This window comes from Corynebacterium sp. 401_CJEI (genome assembly GCF_001076435.1).
Classification (GTDB): domain Bacteria; phylum Actinomycetota; class Actinomycetes; order Mycobacteriales; family Mycobacteriaceae; genus Corynebacterium; species Corynebacterium jeikeium_D.
Map to the genome: position 1 here is coordinate 1 of NZ_JVIP01000019.1, position 18,592 is coordinate 18,592.

An 18,592-nucleotide genomic window follows, 5' to 3' on the forward strand; every position below is an offset into this window, starting at 1 on the left:
GGGTTAAGTAGCAAAAAGTGTGTCCGCTCGGCGTGTTGCGGGGCGGGCACACCGTTTGTTACTTCATGGGGCCTTTTCTGATTCCTATCGAGTGTTCGTACTCGGTTGGGATAGCGTTGTCGTAGAAGGCTGGTCGGCCTGTTTCATGGTCGGCTTTGTTGTGGTCTTCTTCGACAAGATCGTTGACTTTGGCGAGTTGATCTTGGCCGAAATTGCACTGCCTGGCGATCTTTAATGGGTCGTCAGGCAGTTGCGTTTTCGAGTGCAGGTACCACTCGAGCATTTTTCGTTGGCGTTCCCCGGACCTGCCGCGATGCGCGTCGGCGATGCGTTTGAGCCCGGCGTTGATGCCGCCTTCCAGACTGTTTGTCGTTGAAGCCCAGCGTTGAGGCTCAAGCGCATTCGGTGGTGGCTGCAGGTAGGTAAACAGCCATCCTTTCCGTGAGAGGTGCAGCAGGGAGTTGTATGCCTTGCGAACTCGCAGATGGGTCCATTCCCACTGGTTGTTGAGTGTGCGGCGCTCTTTTGACACGGGCGTTTTCTCGTTGAGGAATGCTTTGAATACCTGTCCGAAGTCGTGCAGACGCAGCGTCCACTCCCGTGCCTGGTCGAGTGTGGTGATACGGGTCAGTTTCAACGCCAGGGCGTAGATGGCTTTGCCGGCGTCGGTGCGTGGTCGTGATGTGGTGTAGCGGCGGATGACGCGTTGCGCATGGACGAGGCATCGTTGGATTATCGCGTTCGGCCAGCAGGCTTTAATCGCAGTAAGTGCGCCTTGTCCGCCGTCGAGGACGACGCAGAGCGGCTCAGCGATTTTGCGGAGTAGCTGCGTGTAGGCGTGGGCGGTTTCGTGTTTGGTCCAGTGCCATGCGATGACGTGGTCGTGGCTGGCTGCGACGAGCAAGCATCCGGCGGCGGTGTAGGTACCGTCGATGAAGATCTGGTCGTAGATGCGCTGTGGGTCACCGTCGTTGGGGATGTCGATGAGCCAGAACGGTTTGAATCGGCGGTCAAGTGTCCAACGGCTTACCCCTTGTTGCTGGGCGAGTTCAGACAACGTTGCTGTGGAGGTGGCATAAGAGACGAAGGCTTTAAAGTCGCGGGTCTGCGTGCGGTCGGTGCGGGTTCGTGTCGTGGAACTGCCGCAGTTCGGGTCCTTGCATCGCCACCTGGTTGTGCCTTTAGAAGTGGTTCCGTTTTTCTTCATTTGCCCAGCGCATATCGGGCATCGTGGTCTGTTTTTACTCACCCGGAAAGCACACCAACCCCCGATTAGCACATGCGGGTGCCATTCCGGTGGATTGAACACTAATCGGGCGGATATAAGGTCTTGATGCTTATATCCGCCCGATTTACCCAGCCTAATCAGCAGTAATGCTGAAAGTCAGACACACTTTTTGCTACTTAACCCCCAACTTGCAACCCTCGCTCGCACCCCACGCCTGACTCAAACAAGGGTTAGATACGCAAAAGCGCACGACCCCAGGCAACCACCCGAAGCGCGTGCGCTAATTACCGAAAAACTATTTAGCAGCAGTCTCAATCATCTCGCGAATGCGGTCAATTTCCTTGCTGCGATTGCGGTTGCGACGAATGCCCATTGCGATGCCACCAACAACAAGTGCGGCAACGACGCCCAGTGCTGCCTGCACCTTCGGCTCATTCAGAGCATCGAAAACACGGGTCTTTGCGTCATCCGCAACGTTCTTCGGATTCGTTCGCACGGTTAGCTCATCCAGAGTACGGGCGAGCTGGTTACGGTTACGCTCAATATCGCGCTGGATATCTTCAATGCTGCGAGCCACGTAAACTCCCTAAAAAGTTGAATATCTAAAGTGATTGTTCGCCTAAAAGACTAACACTTCCACTACAGCAACGTGGGCGAGCACGGGGAAAAACTCAACGCATTGCTTCAGAGTCGACACGCACCGCTCCAGAGTCGATACGATGAAGCCATGACTACTTCTTCCTCCAGCGACAAAGAATACGGCCAGAACAACATCCGTCTGGAAGCTGGCGACCCTGCCCCAGCGTTTACTCTTCTCAACGACGCCGAAGAGCAGGTTTCTCTGTCGGACTACGCGGGCAAGCCCGTGCTGATTTACTTCTACCCGCGGGCCAACACCCCAGGTTGCACCACTGAGGCATGCGACTTCCGCGATGAATCCGCTGCCCTGAACGATGCCGGCATTCCTGTCGTAGGTATTTCTCCGGACAAGCCGGCGAAACTCGCAAAGTTCCGCGAGGACCACGGCTTAAACTTCACCCTTCTGTCCGATCCGGACAAGGAAACCATGACCGCATTCGGCGCTTTCGGCGAGAAGAAGAACTACGGCAAGATTGTCCAGGGCGTCATCCGCTCGACTTTCCTGGTTAATGCCGAAGGAGAAATTGAAAAGGCCTGGTACAACGTTCGCGCCAAGGGGCACGTCCAGCGCGTACTGCGTGACTTGGGCGTGGAATCACAGGCTTCCGAAAGCTAACTAGCCGCAAGGCCTACTTTGACCCTGGCCCCAAACTCTCCTCCCACATCATCCCGATTAGACGGTTTCGTAGTAGTGACTCAATCCCAGGACGCACCGAATATTCTTCGTCCCCGTCGCACTCCGGCTCAGCAACGCAGCCGAGAGCGGTACGCACGCATGCTCAGCTCGGCACGCACAGTGCTCATCGAGCACGGGTTTGAGTCTTTCACTTTCGACGAAGTCGCTCGCATCGCAGATATCCCCATTGGCACGCTCTACCAATTCTTCGCAAACAAGTATGTGATGATCTGCGAGCTCGACCGTCAGGACACCGAGGCCGTCATCGAGGAAGTCTCACGCTTCGGCGAAACAGTCCCCACCTTGAAATGGCCGGAGTTTCTCTCGGAGTTCATCGATCACCTGGCAAAACTCTGGCGCGAGGACGTTTCCAGAAGAGCCGTATGGCTGGCTGTTCAATCAACGCCCGCCACACGCGCAACCGCAGAAGATACGAAGTCACGCCTGGTCACCGAGATTTCAAAGGTGCTGCGCCCGCTGGTGCCGTCGTCAAGCGATGCGGAACTGAACTTCATCTCCGACCTCATGATTAACGCCACGTACGCCCTGCTGAATTATGCGGTGGACCATCCGGGAAGCGATGCTGAGCGGGAAGCTCATTACGAGCTGACGGTGCAGGAAATCAAACGCATGACAATCTCTTATCTCATGAGCGTCGCGGAGGCCGCAGACTAGAGAGCACCCCTCGCCCACCTCGGCAGGGGCATTTATTGCCCTTATCAATACGCGGAGGGTAGGCTTGCCTTAGTTTACGCTTTACTCTGGTCAGCGCGGTGGGGTTCCCTGTTTTTCGCCGCGCCTGCGCCGGAACTCCCAAACAGAATCAGAGGTTCACATGTCCACGACGCAGGGCGCTTTCCGACGGAGCCTGCTTCCCCGCTCTATTGTTTTAGCTTCGGCAATCGTAGTGAGTACGGGATTTTTACCCGCAGTCCCCGCATCGGCACAGTCACTGCCATCGATTGGACAGCTCGGCGGTTCGCTCCCCGGCATCGGCGACCTTCTCGGCGGCAGCACCGATCAGTCTGAGCGCCAGCTCTCTGTGACCCCTGCCACCGATCTGTCCGACGGCGCCACCGTGACCATCAAGGGAGTCGGCTACCCCGCTAACGCAAATATTTACCTGGCCCAGACAATCGAGAAGCCAAAGTCGGGCTACCCTTCGACCTACGGCGAAGCGGCCAAGGTGACAGTCGGCGCTGACGGAAGTTTTACGCAGGAGATGAAGGTCGCGACCAGCTTTGGCGATGTCGACTGCACCTCCACCCAGTGCTACGTAGCCTCCTTTACTGCGTTCCCTAATCTTTCTGACCGCAGCAATGACCAGTGGGTCCCCATCACCTTCAAGGCGGGTGCTACTTCCCAGGCTGCTCAATCACAGGGTTCCACCAGCGCGGCACCGAGCGGTGGCCAGAGCACTGGTTCGGGCTCCCAGTCACAGTCGGGCTCGCAGTCACCGTCGCAGTCACGGGGTAACGCATCGGTGAGCCTGTCCAAGACCTCAGACTTGAACCCGAGCGGCGACACCATTCGAGTTGAAGGCAAGGGATTCAAGACCTCTGGACCGGGCATCTACGTCGGTATCGCGCAAAATGACCAGATGGATGTGACCAACGCCGATTCCTTCGGCCCGGATACCCAGTTTGTGTCTACCTCTCGCGGCAACTTGAAGTCCGACGGCAGCTTCAGCGTGGATCTTCCGGTCAGCGCGAAGTTCGGCACGGCAGACTGCATGCAGAACGCTTGCTCGGTCTACACCATTGCTGCTCACGGTTCTTCCGACCGCAGCCAGGACACGGCGACCGCGGTATCGTTTGCCGGCGGAGCTGCCAAGCAGGACGCTACCCTGCCCTCCGGCGGTGGCTCCTCACAGTCCGCAGGCAGCGCAAGCTCCGGCACCAGTGGCAGCACAGGGTCTAGTGGAACGAGTAGCACCAGCGCTTCCAGTGGCTCCAGCAGCTCCAACGGCAGCAGCTCCTCGACCGGCACCCCGTCGGTAAGCCTCTCCACCACGGAACTGAACCCATCGGGCAGCACCGCAATTACTGTCTCCGGCAGCGGATTCAAGACCAGCGGCAACGGCATCTACGTCGCAGTGGCTGAGAAGAACAAGTTCTCCACCACCAACGCTGATGCTTTCTCCGCCGCTGAGTTTGTGCGCACCTCCCAGATGTCCTCCGACGGCAGCTTCTCTACAACGCTCAATGTCGAGGCCGTCACCTCGGCCGCCAACTGCGTCGAAAATGACTGCGCGCTCTACACCTTTGCTGCTCACGGTTCCTCCGACCGCAGCCAGGACACGGCCACGGACCTCAGCGTCGGCGGCTCCGCCAAGGAACGCGAAGAAGCTGTGAAGACCGGTGCCTCCAAGACCGGAGAGTCCAAGGCCAGCGGCTCCTCCAAGGCATCTGGCAAGGTTTCCGCAAAGTCCAACGCTTCCGGCAATGGCCTCGACGAAGTTGATGTGCAGACTCAGCAGGCCGCGACCAACTCCCCGCTCCAAACCGCCGCAGTCGCCGGAACCGGCGCAATCCTGGGCGCGCTAATCTTCGGTGCCGGCATCCTGGTCGGTCGCCGTCAGAAGTCCGTCGATTAGCGCGGTGCCGGACTAGTCCAGGCGTACGACGGCGATTGCGTAGTCGCCGTCGTGCGAGATGCTTAACGACGGCCCCAGCTGCCACTCCTGATCGTGGAAATGGCGGCTCACAGCACCGTGGAGACTGATGCTCACGCGACCGTAGGCATCCGGCTGCACCTCTATTTCCCGCCAGTCCAGCTGATCGCGCGCAATCGGCGGTTGGCTGCCGAAGAGGGTCTGCGACCAGGCCTTGATGAAGGCTTCCTTCGCAGCCCAGCGGCCCGCTAAGTGACGCGCCAGCGCGCCGCCGACTGCTCCGCGGCGCCTAGCTACCAGTAGCTCCGCAGGTGTGAAAACAGCCTGCGCGAACTGACTTCCTGGCATATTCAGCTGCTCTTCGAAGCCCGGAATATAGACGAGGTCTACGCCAATCATGGCTGGAGGACACCATCGATCAGACGGGCGCCGTCGGAAAGCAGAACTGCCTTTTCCAATGCAGCGGGTGAACCGAACCGACCACCGTCCGCCAGGTTTCGCTCGCGTGGACGCTCGTAGAGGGCTTCTCCACCGTAAATAGCCTCATCAATGCGACGCAGACCAGCCGCTTCGCGGTTGTACGCCGCGGACCGCCAACGCTCCGCAGCCTCAGCGCCATCGTGCTGCACTATCGCTTGGTAGAAAGCTTCCGGATGCACGACTGCCACCAGTGCCGAGACATGTCCGAACCCGAGCGAGGTAACAAAGCCAGCCTTCAGCGGCAACGTATTGCCGAAATTGACTGCCTTCGTTGGCCATACCAGACGCGAATGCTCAGCCAATGCGGGATCGACGCAGTCCAGCGATCGATTACCTGGCACAATGCCGCTGCGCAACACCTGGGTCAGACCAATGATCTGGAACGCTGCAGCACCACCCTTAGCGTGTCCCGTCAGCGATTTCTGAGAGACCACCAACAGCGGGTTAGAGCGCTCGCGACCGAGTTCATCTGCAATGCGTTCATGCAGTTCGGACTCATTTGGGTCGTTGGCATTGGTCGAGGTGTCGTGCTTGGACAACACCGCGACCTGATCCGCAGTGACATCGAGTGCTGCAAGGGCGCGAGCCAACCGAGACTTCTCGCCGCCCTGAGCGGCCGCTAGCGCGCCCAAACCCGGCGCCGGAATGGATGTGTGCGCGCCGTCGGCGAAGGACTGGGCGTATGCGACGACACCGAGCACGGGGAGCCCCATGTCACGGGCGATGTCTCCGCGAGCCAACAGCACCGTGCCACCGCCTTGCGATTCCACAAAACCTCCGCGTCGACGATCGTTCGGCCTGGAGAAGTACTCATGCTCGATGCCTTTGTTTTCCATGGTGGCGGAGTCAGCTGTGGCGGCCATGTCGCCGAAACCTGTGATTCCCTCTGTGGATAGGTCATCAAAGCCACCCGCGACAACAAAATCTGCCTTACCCAGGGCAATCTTGTCGACGCCCTCCTCCACCGACACCGCTGCCGTCGCACAGGCTGCCACAGGGTGAATCATCTGCCCGTAGCCACCGACATACGACTGCATAACGTGGGCGGCAATAACATTTGGCAATGCCTCTTGCAGGACGTCATTGGCTCGCGGTTGCCCCAGCAGACCGTCGATGTAAAGACTGCGCAGCGACTCCATCGCACCAATACCTGTGCCCTGTGTCGACGACACTCGCGCCGGGTTGACCGCTTCCAGCAGCTGCGCTGGGCTGAAGCCCGATGACAAGAAGGCATCGACAGTACAGACAATGTTCCACAAGCTCACGCGGTCCAGATTGTCCATCATGTCTGCCGGAATACCGTAGCGTGCCGGGTCAAAGCCCTGCGGAATTTGACCGCCAACATAGCGGCTCATCGCCATTCGGCGTGGAACCTGAACTGGCGTGCCAGCGGCCCGTGTCACAAGCCACTGCCCTGTCTCGGCATCGAAGCTCGCAGTGGTGTTGTCCGGGTTGGAACTGACAAAAGTCTCCGCTGCCGCGCGGTCACGCACAGCAAAGCTCAACGCACGATCCAGGTAGACCGTGGTCAGCTCAGTCATCGTATTGTCAACCAAATCGCCATCATCGGCGTAACGACGCACACCAACTCGCGCCAGTACTTCATCGCGGTAGCGCGTAGCAATGTCGCTTTCTGCCAACGGTTGCCCGTCGGCATCGCGCCAGCCACCCTCATAGGAAATCAGCCCCATTGACCAGGCTAATTCCACAATTCCTGCTGCAGAAATATCATCGACTTCAGCCTCAAAGCGCGTCCGGGAAGAACCGTACGGCCCAAGCTCACCGGCGCCCACAATGACCACCATGTCCTCCGGAGCCGCTGCGATGTCACCAAAGGTCGGTGTTGTCTGCGCAATTGGTCGGCGTGGGCTTGGCAGACCGCTCAGAACACGGCTTGACGACGGCTCCTGCGAACGCGCCCCGCTAGCGACCTCGGAGCTTTGAGCTGTTGGGCCAGCCGCCTGCGCAGCCTCCTGCGCCAATTGCGCAATGTTGAGGTCGACGTCACCCAATCCGCCGGTGAGATCGGCCTGAATCGGGCGGGTTTGTGCCTTCTTCCGAGCCTCCGAGCTCGCGAGCTCAATGAGTTCAGCTGCCATTTCTTCGGTGGAGAAGGTGCGAACTCCCTTTGTTTCCACTGCAGCAACCAGCGGATCGTTTCCACCCATCAGGTTGGTGCCTCGAACCCAACCAATCTGTGCATGAGCCAGAGTGGCGCGGGTGCGCCAAGCGTCCTCCACATTCCAGCGCGCCACCACTGCATCGAGTGCGGCCTTGGCTTCACCATAGGCACCATCACCGCCGAAGCGACCACGGTTCGGTGAACCCGGCAGCACCACATGCAAACGATGGTCCAGATTATTGTCCCCGCCAAGTGCTGACATCCCTGCGATGAGTCGTTCCACCGACCACAGAAGCAGACGCATTTGGGTCTCGGACGCAGGACCGGCGTCGGCAAGCGAACCCGAAACCGTAGGCGCCGCGAACGGGAATAGCAACGTCGGTGACAGTGCAGGCTTGGTCACAACCACTTCCGCACCAATCGTCGTAGTCTGCTCGGTTCCGATCCAGTCGATAAGGGAATCCAGGTCCTGGAAGCTGGACAGGTTCGCCGGTACCACCCACAGCTTCGCCTCGCCCTGCGCATGCATGCGGTAGAGCTGCTTGTAGAAGCTCAGGCGCTCATGTCCCAGGCGTGAGGTAGTGACAACAACGGTTGCTCCCTGAGACAGCAACTGTGCAGTCACAGCGGAGCCAATCGAATTTGGCGATGCACCGGTAACAACTGCGATGTCGGCATTCATCGATAGTTCGTCCACATTCGTGATGGACTCATCCGCCAGCTGTCGGTAGATACTCGCCAACTGTGCCCGCCCTGCCGCGTCTGCCTTGGCAGCCCACCACTGTGCCTGCTCGACTGCGGTTTCGTGGATACTGCCCGGCGCGGTGTCAGCCACGTCTTCATCAGCGGCTGCCCAGAGGCGTGCTAGGTCATCGCGGGAGGTGGCCCAGCGGTCGTCGAGCAGCACTGCCTTGGTGGGCGTAAACGTCGGGGTGACCAGCTTCGGCCAGTCCGCACCGAGTTCAGCAGTGACGAGATTTACCAGGTTGCTGTCGGCGTCTTCGGCATCGAAGTCAATGGCACCGGTAATTTCGTGGCCGAGTTGCTCCAGAATCGTGCGTGCAGCGGTGGCAAGAATTCCTCGTTGACCAGTCAGTTTATCTGCAAACTCAGTGAGTGCAGCCGAGTCGACCATCCCAGCACTACTGTCGCTTGCCGACGGCTTAGCGACAGATACACCTCGTTGCGAGGCGACCGCGAGGATTGCTTCATCGATCAGCTGGTTGAGTTCAGCAGTACTGGTTGGGGCGGCCGGCGCCAGATGCGCAAGATCACCACCGCGCAGGGATGCGCCCTCGCGAGTACCGAGCATGATCTCGGCGCTAACTGCGGTTGCCCACCCCTTGCCGAGCTGCCATTCATCGGCCACATAGTCATCGATGTAATTCGCGCCTGCACCGGCAGGACCGGTAATCCGGCGAATACCGTCGGCAATGGCTTCGGAGAGAATCGGGCCGAATGCGGAATATCCACTGGCCAAGCTATCAATCTTGTCCTTTAGATCAGCCAGTTCCGCATCTGCGGCCCCTTCGATTGAACCGAGGTCGAATTCGACTCCGAGATCGAGCAGCAGTTGATTGCGTCGAGATGAGACTCCATCGACCAGAGTCTCAATGGAGTCGGCGGCACCGAGCTGGTCGGGACGTACCTTCGTCCATTGGCAAATAAGAACTTCCAACGCTTCTGCCGGGCTGACTGCGATATCAGCAACTTCGGCAGCCGGAGTGGCAGCACTCGTGATCGTGGTTGCCTGTTCGGTCGCCGCGAGTTGGTCGACAGATACTGCCGGCTCCGCTGCTCCTGCTGCTCCTGTTTCTCCCGCTGCTCCAGATAGAGCCTGCGCCGTGTCCTGCTCCGGTGTCACCTCCGACTCGAGCTCAGTCTTTTCCGGCTGAATTTGGTCGCGCATAAACACTGCATCAGCATCACGTTCGAGATTGAGTACTCGAATGTCACGGCTTCGGTGACGGGGCAACTGGCAGGTGCGGGCAGCCAGGTTTGCCAGTGTGGGCGCTGTACCTACACCAACTTCAATAATGCGGCTGACGCCGAGATCCTCAAGCAGCAGATCCTGCGTTTCGATCCACCTCACCGGTGAGCAGAATTGCCAGGCCAGTAACTCGACCAGCAACATGCGGGCCAGGCGCGCCGGGTTTTCAGCGGCAGTATCAAAGTCGGCAAGGATTTGTTCCAAAATGTCTGAGTCGACGACTGCAGCCATCTGGCGGACGAACTTCTCAGTCAGCTCAAAAGAGGTCGCGGTGAGATTCGGGATATAGCGTCCCACCAGGCGCTCTGGAGTGATTTCCGCTGGCAGCAGCCGCTCCAGGTGTTTACGGAAGGAATCCACACCGTCGCGTAGGACACTGGAGTGGAATGGCACATCAATACCTGGGATACGCACGTATCCCTTGCCGTCCGAGCTGCGGCGCTCGCACTGTTCAGCCAGTGCCGCAAGACCCGCGACGGTGCCGGCGACGGCGTACTGCTTGCCTGCCAGGTTGAGATTTACGACTTCGAGGAACTCACCGGTTTCCTGCGACAACCGATTAACAAACTCAGTGACCTCGTCCTCGCGTACGCCGATCTTGTCCGGACGCAGGGCGCACAAACCATAGTTGGACCTCCCCTGCTCATCACGTTCGACCAGTTCATGCATGGTCAAACCGCGGCGGTAGACAACCTCCAACGCGGCATCTGCGTCAAGCGCACCAGCGAAAGCCGCCAGCGCGTTGTACTCACCGACAGAGTGTCCCGCAAAGTGAGCTGTTTCATCCAGCAGCCCTGCTTCACGGAGCTCCGCAACCTGCGCCAGCCCCAACGTCGCCATCGCAACCTGGGTGAACTGAGTCAGATTCAGGACACCTTCTGGGTGGAAATAGCGCACACCACCCACAACCACCTCTACCGGGTTGTCCCGAACAATAGCCAGTACGGAAAAGCCAAGCTTCTCTCGGGTCATCGCATCCGCCTGGTCCCACACGCGGCGGGCCGCTACGCTGCGAGTCCGGGCAGACAGCCCCATCCCCTGTGATTGAATTCCCTGGCCAGGGAAGACATATGCAGTCGTCGGTGCGGCAATTACAGCAGTGGCAGTCAGTACCAGCTCGCCCTCTACTGTGGCCGTGGCTTCACGGACTTCACCGGCGCCTGGACGGTCATCAAAACCACGGCGTTCGACAGAGAATTTCACTTCCTGACCAGGTAGAACCGGACTCAGCATAGTAGCCGTGAACTCAATCACCCGATTGCCAATGCCGGCATCCGACGTGGCAACAGCCGCATGCTCGGCCATTGCAGACAGCCACATTCCATGGACAATAACCCCTGGTAGACCAGCTAGCGCTGCCGCGCGGGAATCGACGTGGATAGGATTGCGATCGCCTGTGACACAGCTAAATGGCTCCATCGCCTTAGGCGCTTCCACGGTCAACGCACCGCGGAAACTCCGTGGCGTGTCCGTGACCGTTGGAAATGGCACAGTATTGGTCCGTGCTGTCTCGCCGCCGTTTCGGCCACGAATGGCAAACCGTTCGCTCAAGGTGGCGAGCAGCGTATCGCCATCACGAACCTCCGCGCGCACCACAACTAGTCGCCCTAAGTCCGTATCAACGACCTCATCGACACGCGCGCTAATCCGCAACGTTGTGGTTTCCTGCGGCAGAGCCCCAATCATACGAATGTGATGCTCAAGGTGAACAAGCGCGAGCATGCCCTCAACAACATCAATGCCGGTCTCAGTACGCGCCTGCGCGACTGCCGCAAAAATCGCTGGCCAAGCATGCCCGACCAACGCGTCCGGCACCGTCGCCTGCGACTCGTCGCCGGCAGCTGCAATAGTGACCGCATCGTAGTCAGCCATCGCCATCGGATCCCACTCGGATTCCCACTCCGCGACCCCATCGACGATGTTTGCAAGCTCACCGCCAGCCGCGATTCGCGTCAGCTCCCGCATCGCGGCTGCCGCATCCTCATGCTTGACGACGGGCACTGCGCCCACCGCTGCACTCTGGCACAGGCGAATTCGCAGTTGCGTATTCTCCCCCGCAGCATCGGGCAGCGGAACGGTCAGCTGTGCCCAGACGAGCTCCTCCCCGCCCTCATCATTGCTGCCATCAGCTCCAATGGTCTCCAAAATGGCACCAGTACCTGGGTGCTCCAGGCGTTGTGAACGAGAGACATCACTTGCGTCAGATACACATACCCACTCATGTTCCGCGCCAAGTGCCAGCGCCGGATTCGGCTGCTGTCGACCAGCCCACCAAATCACAGGTGCTGCGAGCATCCGGCTGAGGGCGTCAACAGGTGCCTCCGGCAGGTAGCCGGTATCCGTCAATGCCTGTGCAGTAGCTTTTTCAAACCGACCCAGAATTTCCGCTACTGGCTCATTCGCGCGGGTAATGCCCGAAACAGCCTGCGGCCCTGGGATGATGCAGACTTGATCCGCATCGTAGCGAGAGTCATGCGCCTGCCATAGGGAGTCCGATCGCCACCAGCGACGAACCTCATCATCGATAACCGGAACGAATGGCACAGGTTTGCCAGGTGTGCGGCAGAGCTCAGAGATAAAGAAGGTGACATCTGCTGGGTGGAGCTGGGTATCCAGATCCAGCAGGCCGGACAGTCGCGAGATTTCGTTCTGCGGCTGGGTGTGCAAGCTGTCGCCGTCGGCAAGCGCGTCAAACGTGCCCGCGTCGACTGCATTCAGTCGTGCCTCTACGCGGTCGACGAGTGCGACGAAGCGCGTCGACCACGTTGGATCGAGGAACGTCCCTTCGGGCGCACACAGTTCGAGATAGCGGTTCAGCACCTCGGCATACGTCATGGTGCTGACATCTCCGAAGTACGGCTTCGCGGTGGCGTTAATCGCCTCGATGATCTCTGCGCGTCGTTCAGTCACCTTAGTGAGGTCACCTGCGACTTCGTCAAGCAATCTGCCTGCGCGTGCTGCGGCGTTATCAATTTCGTGGATATCAGCACCCAACTGGCTGCGCCCCGACGCCATGCCATCCATGGCGCTACCAGCGGGAATCCAGTTGTCAGTGCCGACGGTGTCGACCAACATTTGTTTCACGGACTCGGAGGCGGTCGACTCCTTTGCTGCCATCGCAGCTGTGCCGATGATGACAGCATCTACCGGCATCGGCGCCAATCCGCACCGTGTCGACCACGTGCCCATCAGATAATCACGGGCCTGCTCTGGCTTGCCGATACCGCCGCCAACAGCAAGCACCACATCTCGCTTGCGGATCTTTGCGTAGGTGTTAATTAGCAGGTCATCGAGATCTTCCCAGGAGTGGTGGCCACCGGCACGCCCACCTTCAACCTGCATGATGATTGGATACGGCGTGCCCTGCTGCGCCAAGGTGTCTGCAATTTCGAGCACCGACTCGATTTGAGCGATTGTGCCCGGTTTGAAGGAGATATGCGGAATCCCGCCCTCACGCAGCTGCTTTACTAGCTCAACTGCCTCGTCCACCTCGGGGATTCCCGCGGAGATGGTGACGCCATCAATCGGTCGCCCCGCTGCCACTGCGCGCGGGAGCAAACGGCGGCTTCCAATGTGCAAACCCCACAGGTACGGATCCAAAAACATGGTGTTGAACTGTGCACTGCGGCCCTCCTCGAGCAGATCGGAGAGTCGCGCCACATTAGCCTCGAAGATTTCCGGCGTGACTTGGCCGCCACCGGCCAGCTCCGCCCAGAACCCCGCATTCGCAGCAGCCGCCACAATTTCAGGGTCAACGGTTGTCGGGGTCATACCGCCGAGCAGAATTGGCGAGCGCCCGGTCAACTTGGTGAACTTCGTCTCGACACGGGGCTTGTCTCCAGTGACCAGACGCGGCGCAAACTCCAGCCACGATGTCGGGTGCTCAATGTCGCTCTCAGACAGGACGCCCCTCCCCGCAGCTGTCGCCGCAGGAATCACCGCCACGCCATAGCCTTCAGCGTTGCGTTCTGTCAGCTTGACGACGCCTGTGTTCGGCCCCAGATCCAAAATGGTGGTTGCTCCTTGGTCGATGAGCCCCCGTACCTCGGCGCTCCAGTCACTGGGGTCAACCAAGATTGCACGCGCAAGCCGGTCCGCCGTTTCCGCATCTAGCCCAATGCGCTCAGCTCGCTCCACTACCCATGCCACAGCAGGTACCAGCGCTGGGTGATGGAATGCGCCACTAACTGGCAGAACTGTACATTCGACTCTCCGACCCTTCGGCTGCTGCGTTGTGAGCTGCTCTGCCAGCTGGTCTAGTTCATCCTGCTTGCCGATAACTACGCTGGTAGTCTGCGTATTCTTCAGACCGATGACACAGCCCTGGGGGAGGAAAGGCTCCAACTCCTCGACCGTCAGGCCAGAGATACTCATCATCGGCGCGTGCCCAAATCCGGCTACTCGGCTTCCGCGCGCACACGCCACACCGATGAGGCGAGCTAGCGCCAGAAGCTCTGCTGCCTTCTCTGGGCGAGCGACAATCTCAGCGGCAAGAACACCTTGCGAATGACCGGTTACCGCTACCGCTTCGGTGATATTAATTCCCTGCTTTTCCAGCAACTCGACAATGCCCAACTGTGCCAAGACGATGCCCGGGACGCTGACCGCAGGGTTGGTTGTATCTCCGGTAAATGGCTCGTCTGTAACGAGTGAGATTGCCCAGCCAAAGGGGTCGAAACCTGCGGGAAGCTGGCCGATGAGATCGTCGTCAAGCGGTGTGAGCAGTTCCTCAGCGCGAGTGAAAACTTCCCGTAGTTTCTTTGAGTTGCCACTGGCCATGACGCTGGAGAGAGTGTCCAGCCATGGTTGCGATTGACCGGCGAAAGTGACTGCAAAAGTGCCCAGGTCTGGAGCAGTTACGACGTTGGTCTGCAAAGTGGCGAGTTTTTCGTATTTCACGTGGCTGAGGTCCTTGTCTTGTGGAGTACGAAATGAAAACATCTTTTGTTTCCAAATCCTTGCCAGGACACTATGCCATAAATCATGAGGAATCCATCATGTTTTTCTCGCGCAGTTTCGCGGCGCCATCAACGCGAAGATAATTTGCAGCCCCAAAACGAGAGGCTGAACACGGCTGCGAAATCAGCGAGTACAACGCTTCGAAAGCGCAAGAACTTCGCAGGTAGGAAACAGTGTTCCCCTGTCGAAAAGTTGCTTGCGCTTCACCACCCTGGCAGCGCCGGCGGTGGAAAATAAAACGCGGAAGACCGAGCCAATTTATGCCCAATCGGTGATGAACATCACACCCGGAATGCGTGTCAATGGGCGCCGAGAACGCTCAATCTTTCCTCGATTAATCGCCTAGCATATCCAGAATTGTGGACTCCGCTTCTTCTAAGCGCCGCTCTGACTCTTCAAGATCCTGCTGCGACTTACCATCGCGCTCGACCTTGCCGTCGAAGATTGCGCAGGGATCATCGTTGACCACAGTGTCGTCGGGAACTATGCCACGACGCGCCATGTACTCATCCAGATGCATCGAGATGCTCATGTTGCCTCCCTGCTTCCACCTTACGATTCAAGATACGATTCGATCAGCGTCATTGTATCGACAGATTCGATTGCCCTACGCAGTGGAATGAGCGAACAAAGGTTTCCCAGAATGGCACTCACGCGCGCTGTGCGACTGCCCCGTCTTGCGTTCCCGCTAAAAGAGGCAGGACTGTCGCAGGTCTACAACTGGTCTGGCGGCCAGGGTTTTCCATCGGGGAAATACCGGTCAAATTTCCAGCCCAGACGGAAGGGGAGCACGAACTTTGGCGGGCAGTTGTTGGCCTCCCACATTGTCTTGGGTTTTGCCGCGTGTTCAGCCACCTTGCGGTCGGTGTACACCCCGTGACAGATGGGGTCCCAGAAATTGCTATCGGTGATTTCAAGAGTGGGCGTACCACTAAATACCCCGTAGAGAATCTGGTCGCGGCTTTCGACCTCGACCTCGAAATCTTCCCAGGTACCAATCATGTCGCCAGGTTGTGCACGCCACCAGTCGTCTATCTTGCGGGCGGTCTCCTCGGACTCGACGAACCCGCCGAGAGGTTCAGTGTTATCCGGATAGCGGGGATAAACGACGCAGACAACAATTTTCATAGTCATGGTTCTACACCGTGCACGGGAGATTAGCGACCTTGGAATAGCTTCGGGCGGGAAATGGGGCAGATTTTGGGCACGCAGCGTAATGAGGGCGAAAAATCTGGCGGGCTGGAGAACGAAAACACCCCGTGACCTGCATAGTCACGGGGTATTTATGTGTGCGCCTGGGGAGACTTGAACTCCCACGCCCTAAGGCACTGGAACCTAAATCCAGCGCGTCTGCCAATTCCGCCACAGGCGCCCGTCGCGAATCCGTGACAGTTACGTACAGTCCCCGTAAGCATGGACTACCTATTAGCCACCTACAGGCACAACGAACTTTCACAGCTCATTTGGACTGTACACACTTTAACGGGTTTGCCGCAGATTTCCTAATGTCCCATCCCCTGCCTATCCAGCGAGCGCGCTAGCTTGGCAGGTCACGGACTAGCTATGGTGGTTATGTGTCCACTTCACAGCATTCCAATACCACTGACAAGCCAGCGAAGATTCCCACTCGTACCCGCGTGGTGCAACTAATCTTCTTGGCTCTTGCAGTCGGCGCCACTCTTGCACTCGCCTACTGGCAGCTCAGCAGGTGGAACACAACCAGCTCATTCCAAAACCTGGGCTACGCACTGCAGTGGCCAGCTTTCGGCCTGTTCTTTATTTGGGCCTACCGCAAATACATGGAGTACGAACGCGAACGCCTGAGCGGCAATAGCGAGGCCGCATTTGAGGCTAAAGACGATGTCATGACGGAAATTCCAGACGAATTCCTGCCGACCAACCCAGATGGCTCGCGAAAGGTGCAGCGTGTGGATGAGACACAATCGACGGATTCTGGCACCAACGCCTAGGCGATAACTGCTTATTCGAGAAAAGGACTTTTAGTGACCAACATCAATCCAGATCGTCAAGAGCGCGTAAGGAAGGCACTGACGTACTTCTCCGTCACCGCCTACTTCACGGGTGTGATGCTGCTCTTGCTGTGTGCCGAGATGATTTACAAGTACCTCATCCTCGACAACTCCGCCGACGCGCCGCGGTGGTTCTTCTACACCGCCCAGATTCACGGCTTCGGCTACATGGCATTCCTCATTGCCACCGTAAACCTGGGTACCAAGGCCCGCTGGGAACCAGCAAAGTGGATTATCACCGCGCTCGGTGGCGTGGTCCCGTTCCTCTCCTTCTTCGTCGAGAAGAAGCGTCGTGAGGAAGTCGAGACCGCTTTCCAGCTGAAGTAGCGGGCTCTCGGCAGCCCGAGGGCTACCCCTTAGCCTCAACCTCAGCCAGAATTTTCAGCGCCGGAGTCAAGGCACGCAGTGCACGCCCCCTGTGGCTAAAAGCGTCCTTGTCTTCGGCGCTCATTTGTGCCGCAGACAAGGCCCCCTCAGCTTCGTTGCCCTCCCCAACTGCGGGCGCGAACACCGGATCGTAGCCGAACCCATTGTCCCCAACAGGCTCGCGCAGAATGGCGCCAGGCCAGCGGCCCTCTACAACCAGCAGCAGATTACCGGCTTCATCGAGGACGGCTGGGAAACCGCCGTCGGCAAGCGCGGACGGCACCTCCTTGACACCGGGGACGACCAACGCGCAGGCGGTACGGAAGGACGCCGTACGACGCTCATCTGGGCAGTCCCCCATCTGGGCGAGCAGCAGCTCGTAGTTAGCGACATCGTCGCCGTGAGTGCCGGACCAGCGCGCCGAGAGCACACCCGGCATGCCGTTTAGCTCATCGACGCTGAGCCCCGAATCGTCTGCCAAGCACGCGTAGCCGGTGTGTGTCGCACCATCGAAAGCCTTGATGTAGGCGTTGTCCGCAAAAGTGCGACCGGTTTCGGGGCGCTCTGGGTACTCCGGGACGTCGCTAAGCGAAAGAAGTTCCACCGAATCAATACCCGCCGCACGCAGGATGCGGTCGAGCTCGACTAGTTTTTTAGAATTTCGGGTAGCGACGAGGAGCTTCACGGCAGCTCACCCGGGTACGGCGCACGCAGAACTTCCTGCTGCAGGGCAACGAGCTCACGCAGACCCTTTTCCGCCGAGTCGAGCATGTCATTCAGCTGACCTCGGTCAAAGGTGCCTTCCTCGCCAGTGCCCTGGATTTCGACGAACTTACCCTCTGCGGTCATCACCACGTTGAGGTCGACCTCAGCGCGAGAGTCCTCCTCGTAAGGCAGATCCAGGCAGACACGGCCATCAATAATGCCAACCGAAACAGCTGCGACTGGTGCCTTCAGCGGGGTGCCCGGAACTGCACCCGCTGCATGCAGGTAGGTCAGGGCATCAGCCAGCGCGACGTACGCACCGGTGATGGAAGCGGTTCGGGTACCACCATCCGCCTGCAGAACATCACAGTCGATGTTGATGGTGTTCTCACCGAGTTCCTTCAAGTCGATAGCAGCTCGCAAGGAGCGACCGATCAGACGGGAAATCTCGTGAGTGCGACCCTTGACCTTGCCGCGCATTGACTCGCGGGGCATGCGCTCGTGGGTAGAGGCCGGCAGCATGGAGTACTCAGCGGTCAACCAGCCCTCGCCGGAGTCACGCTTGAATCGTGGCACCGACTGTTCGACGGAAGCGGTGCACATTACACGCGTATTACCGAAAGTAACCAGCACAGAACCGGCCGGATTGTCGGTGAAGCCGCGAGTGATGGTCACCTTGCGCATTTCATCAACCGCGCGTCCATCGGCACGGCGAAAATCGGAATTAGCTGTAGTCATGCCAACTACCCTACCGCCCGGCGCGGAAGCGGTGCGACAGCTGTA

13 protein-coding genes and 1 tRNA gene are annotated in these 18,592 nt (G+C 58.8%); 5 read left to right on the plus strand and 9 right to left on the minus strand.

Annotation, left to right across the window (positions count from 1 at the left end; all coding sequences use genetic code 11):
• Window positions 1–58 precede the first annotated feature (58 nt).
• Together ADM64_RS04935 and ADM64_RS04940 are read right to left on the minus strand one after the other, a co-directional pair.
• Window positions 59–1,249 carry an IS1249 family transposase gene (locus tag ADM64_RS04935; protein WP_162838042.1) on the minus strand — a complete coding sequence of 397 codons (1,191 nt, stop codon included), beginning with the start codon at window positions 1,247–1,249 and terminating at the stop codon, window positions 59–61.
• A gap of 274 nt (window positions 1,250–1,523) precedes the next feature.
• The gene (locus ADM64_RS04940; protein WP_038628049.1) at window positions 1,524–1,805 is read right to left on the minus strand and encodes a DUF3618 domain-containing protein; all 282 of its coding nucleotides are present in this window, start codon (window positions 1,803–1,805) and stop codon (window positions 1,524–1,526) included.
• Window positions 1,806–1,955: 150 nt separating this feature from the next.
• On the opposite strand from ADM64_RS04940, the gene bcp reads away from it, so the two are divergent.
• The 3 genes from bcp to ADM64_RS04955 all read left to right on the plus strand — a co-directional run bounded on the left by bcp (window position 1,956) and on the right by ADM64_RS04955 (window position 5,139).
• Window positions 1,956–2,483, plus strand: a complete 528-nt coding sequence (gene bcp / locus ADM64_RS04945) for a thioredoxin-dependent thiol peroxidase (protein WP_049172881.1) — start codon at window positions 1,956–1,958, stop codon at window positions 2,481–2,483.
• 75 nt (window positions 2,484–2,558) lie between these two features.
• The gene (locus ADM64_RS04950; protein ID WP_049172878.1) at window positions 2,559–3,218 is read left to right on the plus strand and encodes a TetR/AcrR family transcriptional regulator; all 660 of its coding nucleotides are present in this window, start codon (window positions 2,559–2,561) and stop codon (window positions 3,216–3,218) included.
• Window positions 3,219–3,378: 160 nt separating this feature from the next.
• Window positions 3,379–5,139 carry a neocarzinostatin apoprotein domain-containing protein gene (locus tag ADM64_RS04955; RefSeq protein ID WP_070549690.1) on the plus strand — a complete coding sequence of 587 codons (1,761 nt, stop codon included), beginning with the start codon at window positions 3,379–3,381 and terminating at the stop codon, window positions 5,137–5,139.
• A 12-nt stretch (window positions 5,140–5,151) separates the two neighbouring features.
• Here the strand turns inward: ADM64_RS04955 and ADM64_RS04960 are convergent, their stop codons facing one another.
• From ADM64_RS04960 to ADM64_RS04980, 5 genes are all read right to left on the minus strand, one after another.
• Window positions 5,152–5,556 carry a holo-ACP synthase gene (locus ADM64_RS04960; RefSeq protein ID WP_016422272.1) on the minus strand — a complete coding sequence of 135 codons (405 nt, stop codon included), beginning with the start codon at window positions 5,554–5,556 and terminating at the stop codon, window positions 5,152–5,154.
• Complete coding sequence (locus ADM64_RS04965) at window positions 5,553–14,690, minus strand: type I polyketide synthase (protein WP_241486330.1); 9,138 nt, start codon at window positions 14,688–14,690, stop codon at window positions 5,553–5,555. The genes ADM64_RS04960 and ADM64_RS04965 overlap by 4 nt, the downstream gene beginning before the upstream one ends.
• 352 nt (window positions 14,691–15,042) lie before the next feature.
• Window positions 15,043–15,240 carry a hypothetical protein gene (locus ADM64_RS04970; protein ID WP_016422270.1) on the minus strand — a complete coding sequence of 66 codons (198 nt, stop codon included), beginning with the start codon at window positions 15,238–15,240 and terminating at the stop codon, window positions 15,043–15,045.
• A 182-nt stretch (window positions 15,241–15,422) separates the two neighbouring features.
• Window positions 15,423–15,836 (minus strand): hypothetical protein, encoded by a 414-nt coding sequence (locus ADM64_RS04975; RefSeq protein ID WP_241486331.1) that lies wholly within the window; start codon window positions 15,834–15,836, stop codon window positions 15,423–15,425.
• A gap of 162 nt (window positions 15,837–15,998) precedes the next feature.
• Window positions 15,999–16,080 (minus strand) — tRNA-Leu (locus ADM64_RS04980).
• Window positions 16,081–16,282: 202 nt separating this feature from the next.
• Between ADM64_RS04980 and ADM64_RS04985 the strand changes: the two genes are divergently transcribed.
• A complete protein-coding gene (locus tag ADM64_RS04985) occupies window positions 16,283–16,678 on the plus strand; it encodes a hypothetical protein (protein ID WP_016422268.1) in 396 nt (131 codons plus the stop codon).
• Window positions 16,679–16,711: 33 nt separating this feature from the next.
• Complete coding sequence (locus tag ADM64_RS04990; protein WP_005511118.1) at window positions 16,712–17,065, plus strand: DUF3817 domain-containing protein; 354 nt, start codon at window positions 16,712–16,714, stop codon at window positions 17,063–17,065.
• 22 nt (window positions 17,066–17,087) lie between these two features.
• Here the strand turns inward: ADM64_RS04990 and ADM64_RS04995 are convergent, their stop codons facing one another.
• Together ADM64_RS04995 and rph are read right to left on the minus strand one after the other, a co-directional pair.
• Window positions 17,088–17,789, minus strand: a complete 702-nt coding sequence (locus ADM64_RS04995; protein WP_016422267.1) for a non-canonical purine NTP pyrophosphatase — start codon at window positions 17,787–17,789, stop codon at window positions 17,088–17,090.
• On the minus strand, window positions 17,786–18,547 hold the full coding sequence (gene rph, locus ADM64_RS05000; protein WP_049193334.1) for a ribonuclease PH: 762 nt from the start codon (window positions 18,545–18,547) through the stop codon (window positions 17,786–17,788). The genes ADM64_RS04995 and rph overlap by 4 nt, the downstream gene beginning before the upstream one ends.
• Window positions 18,548–18,592: the final 45 nt, after the last annotated feature.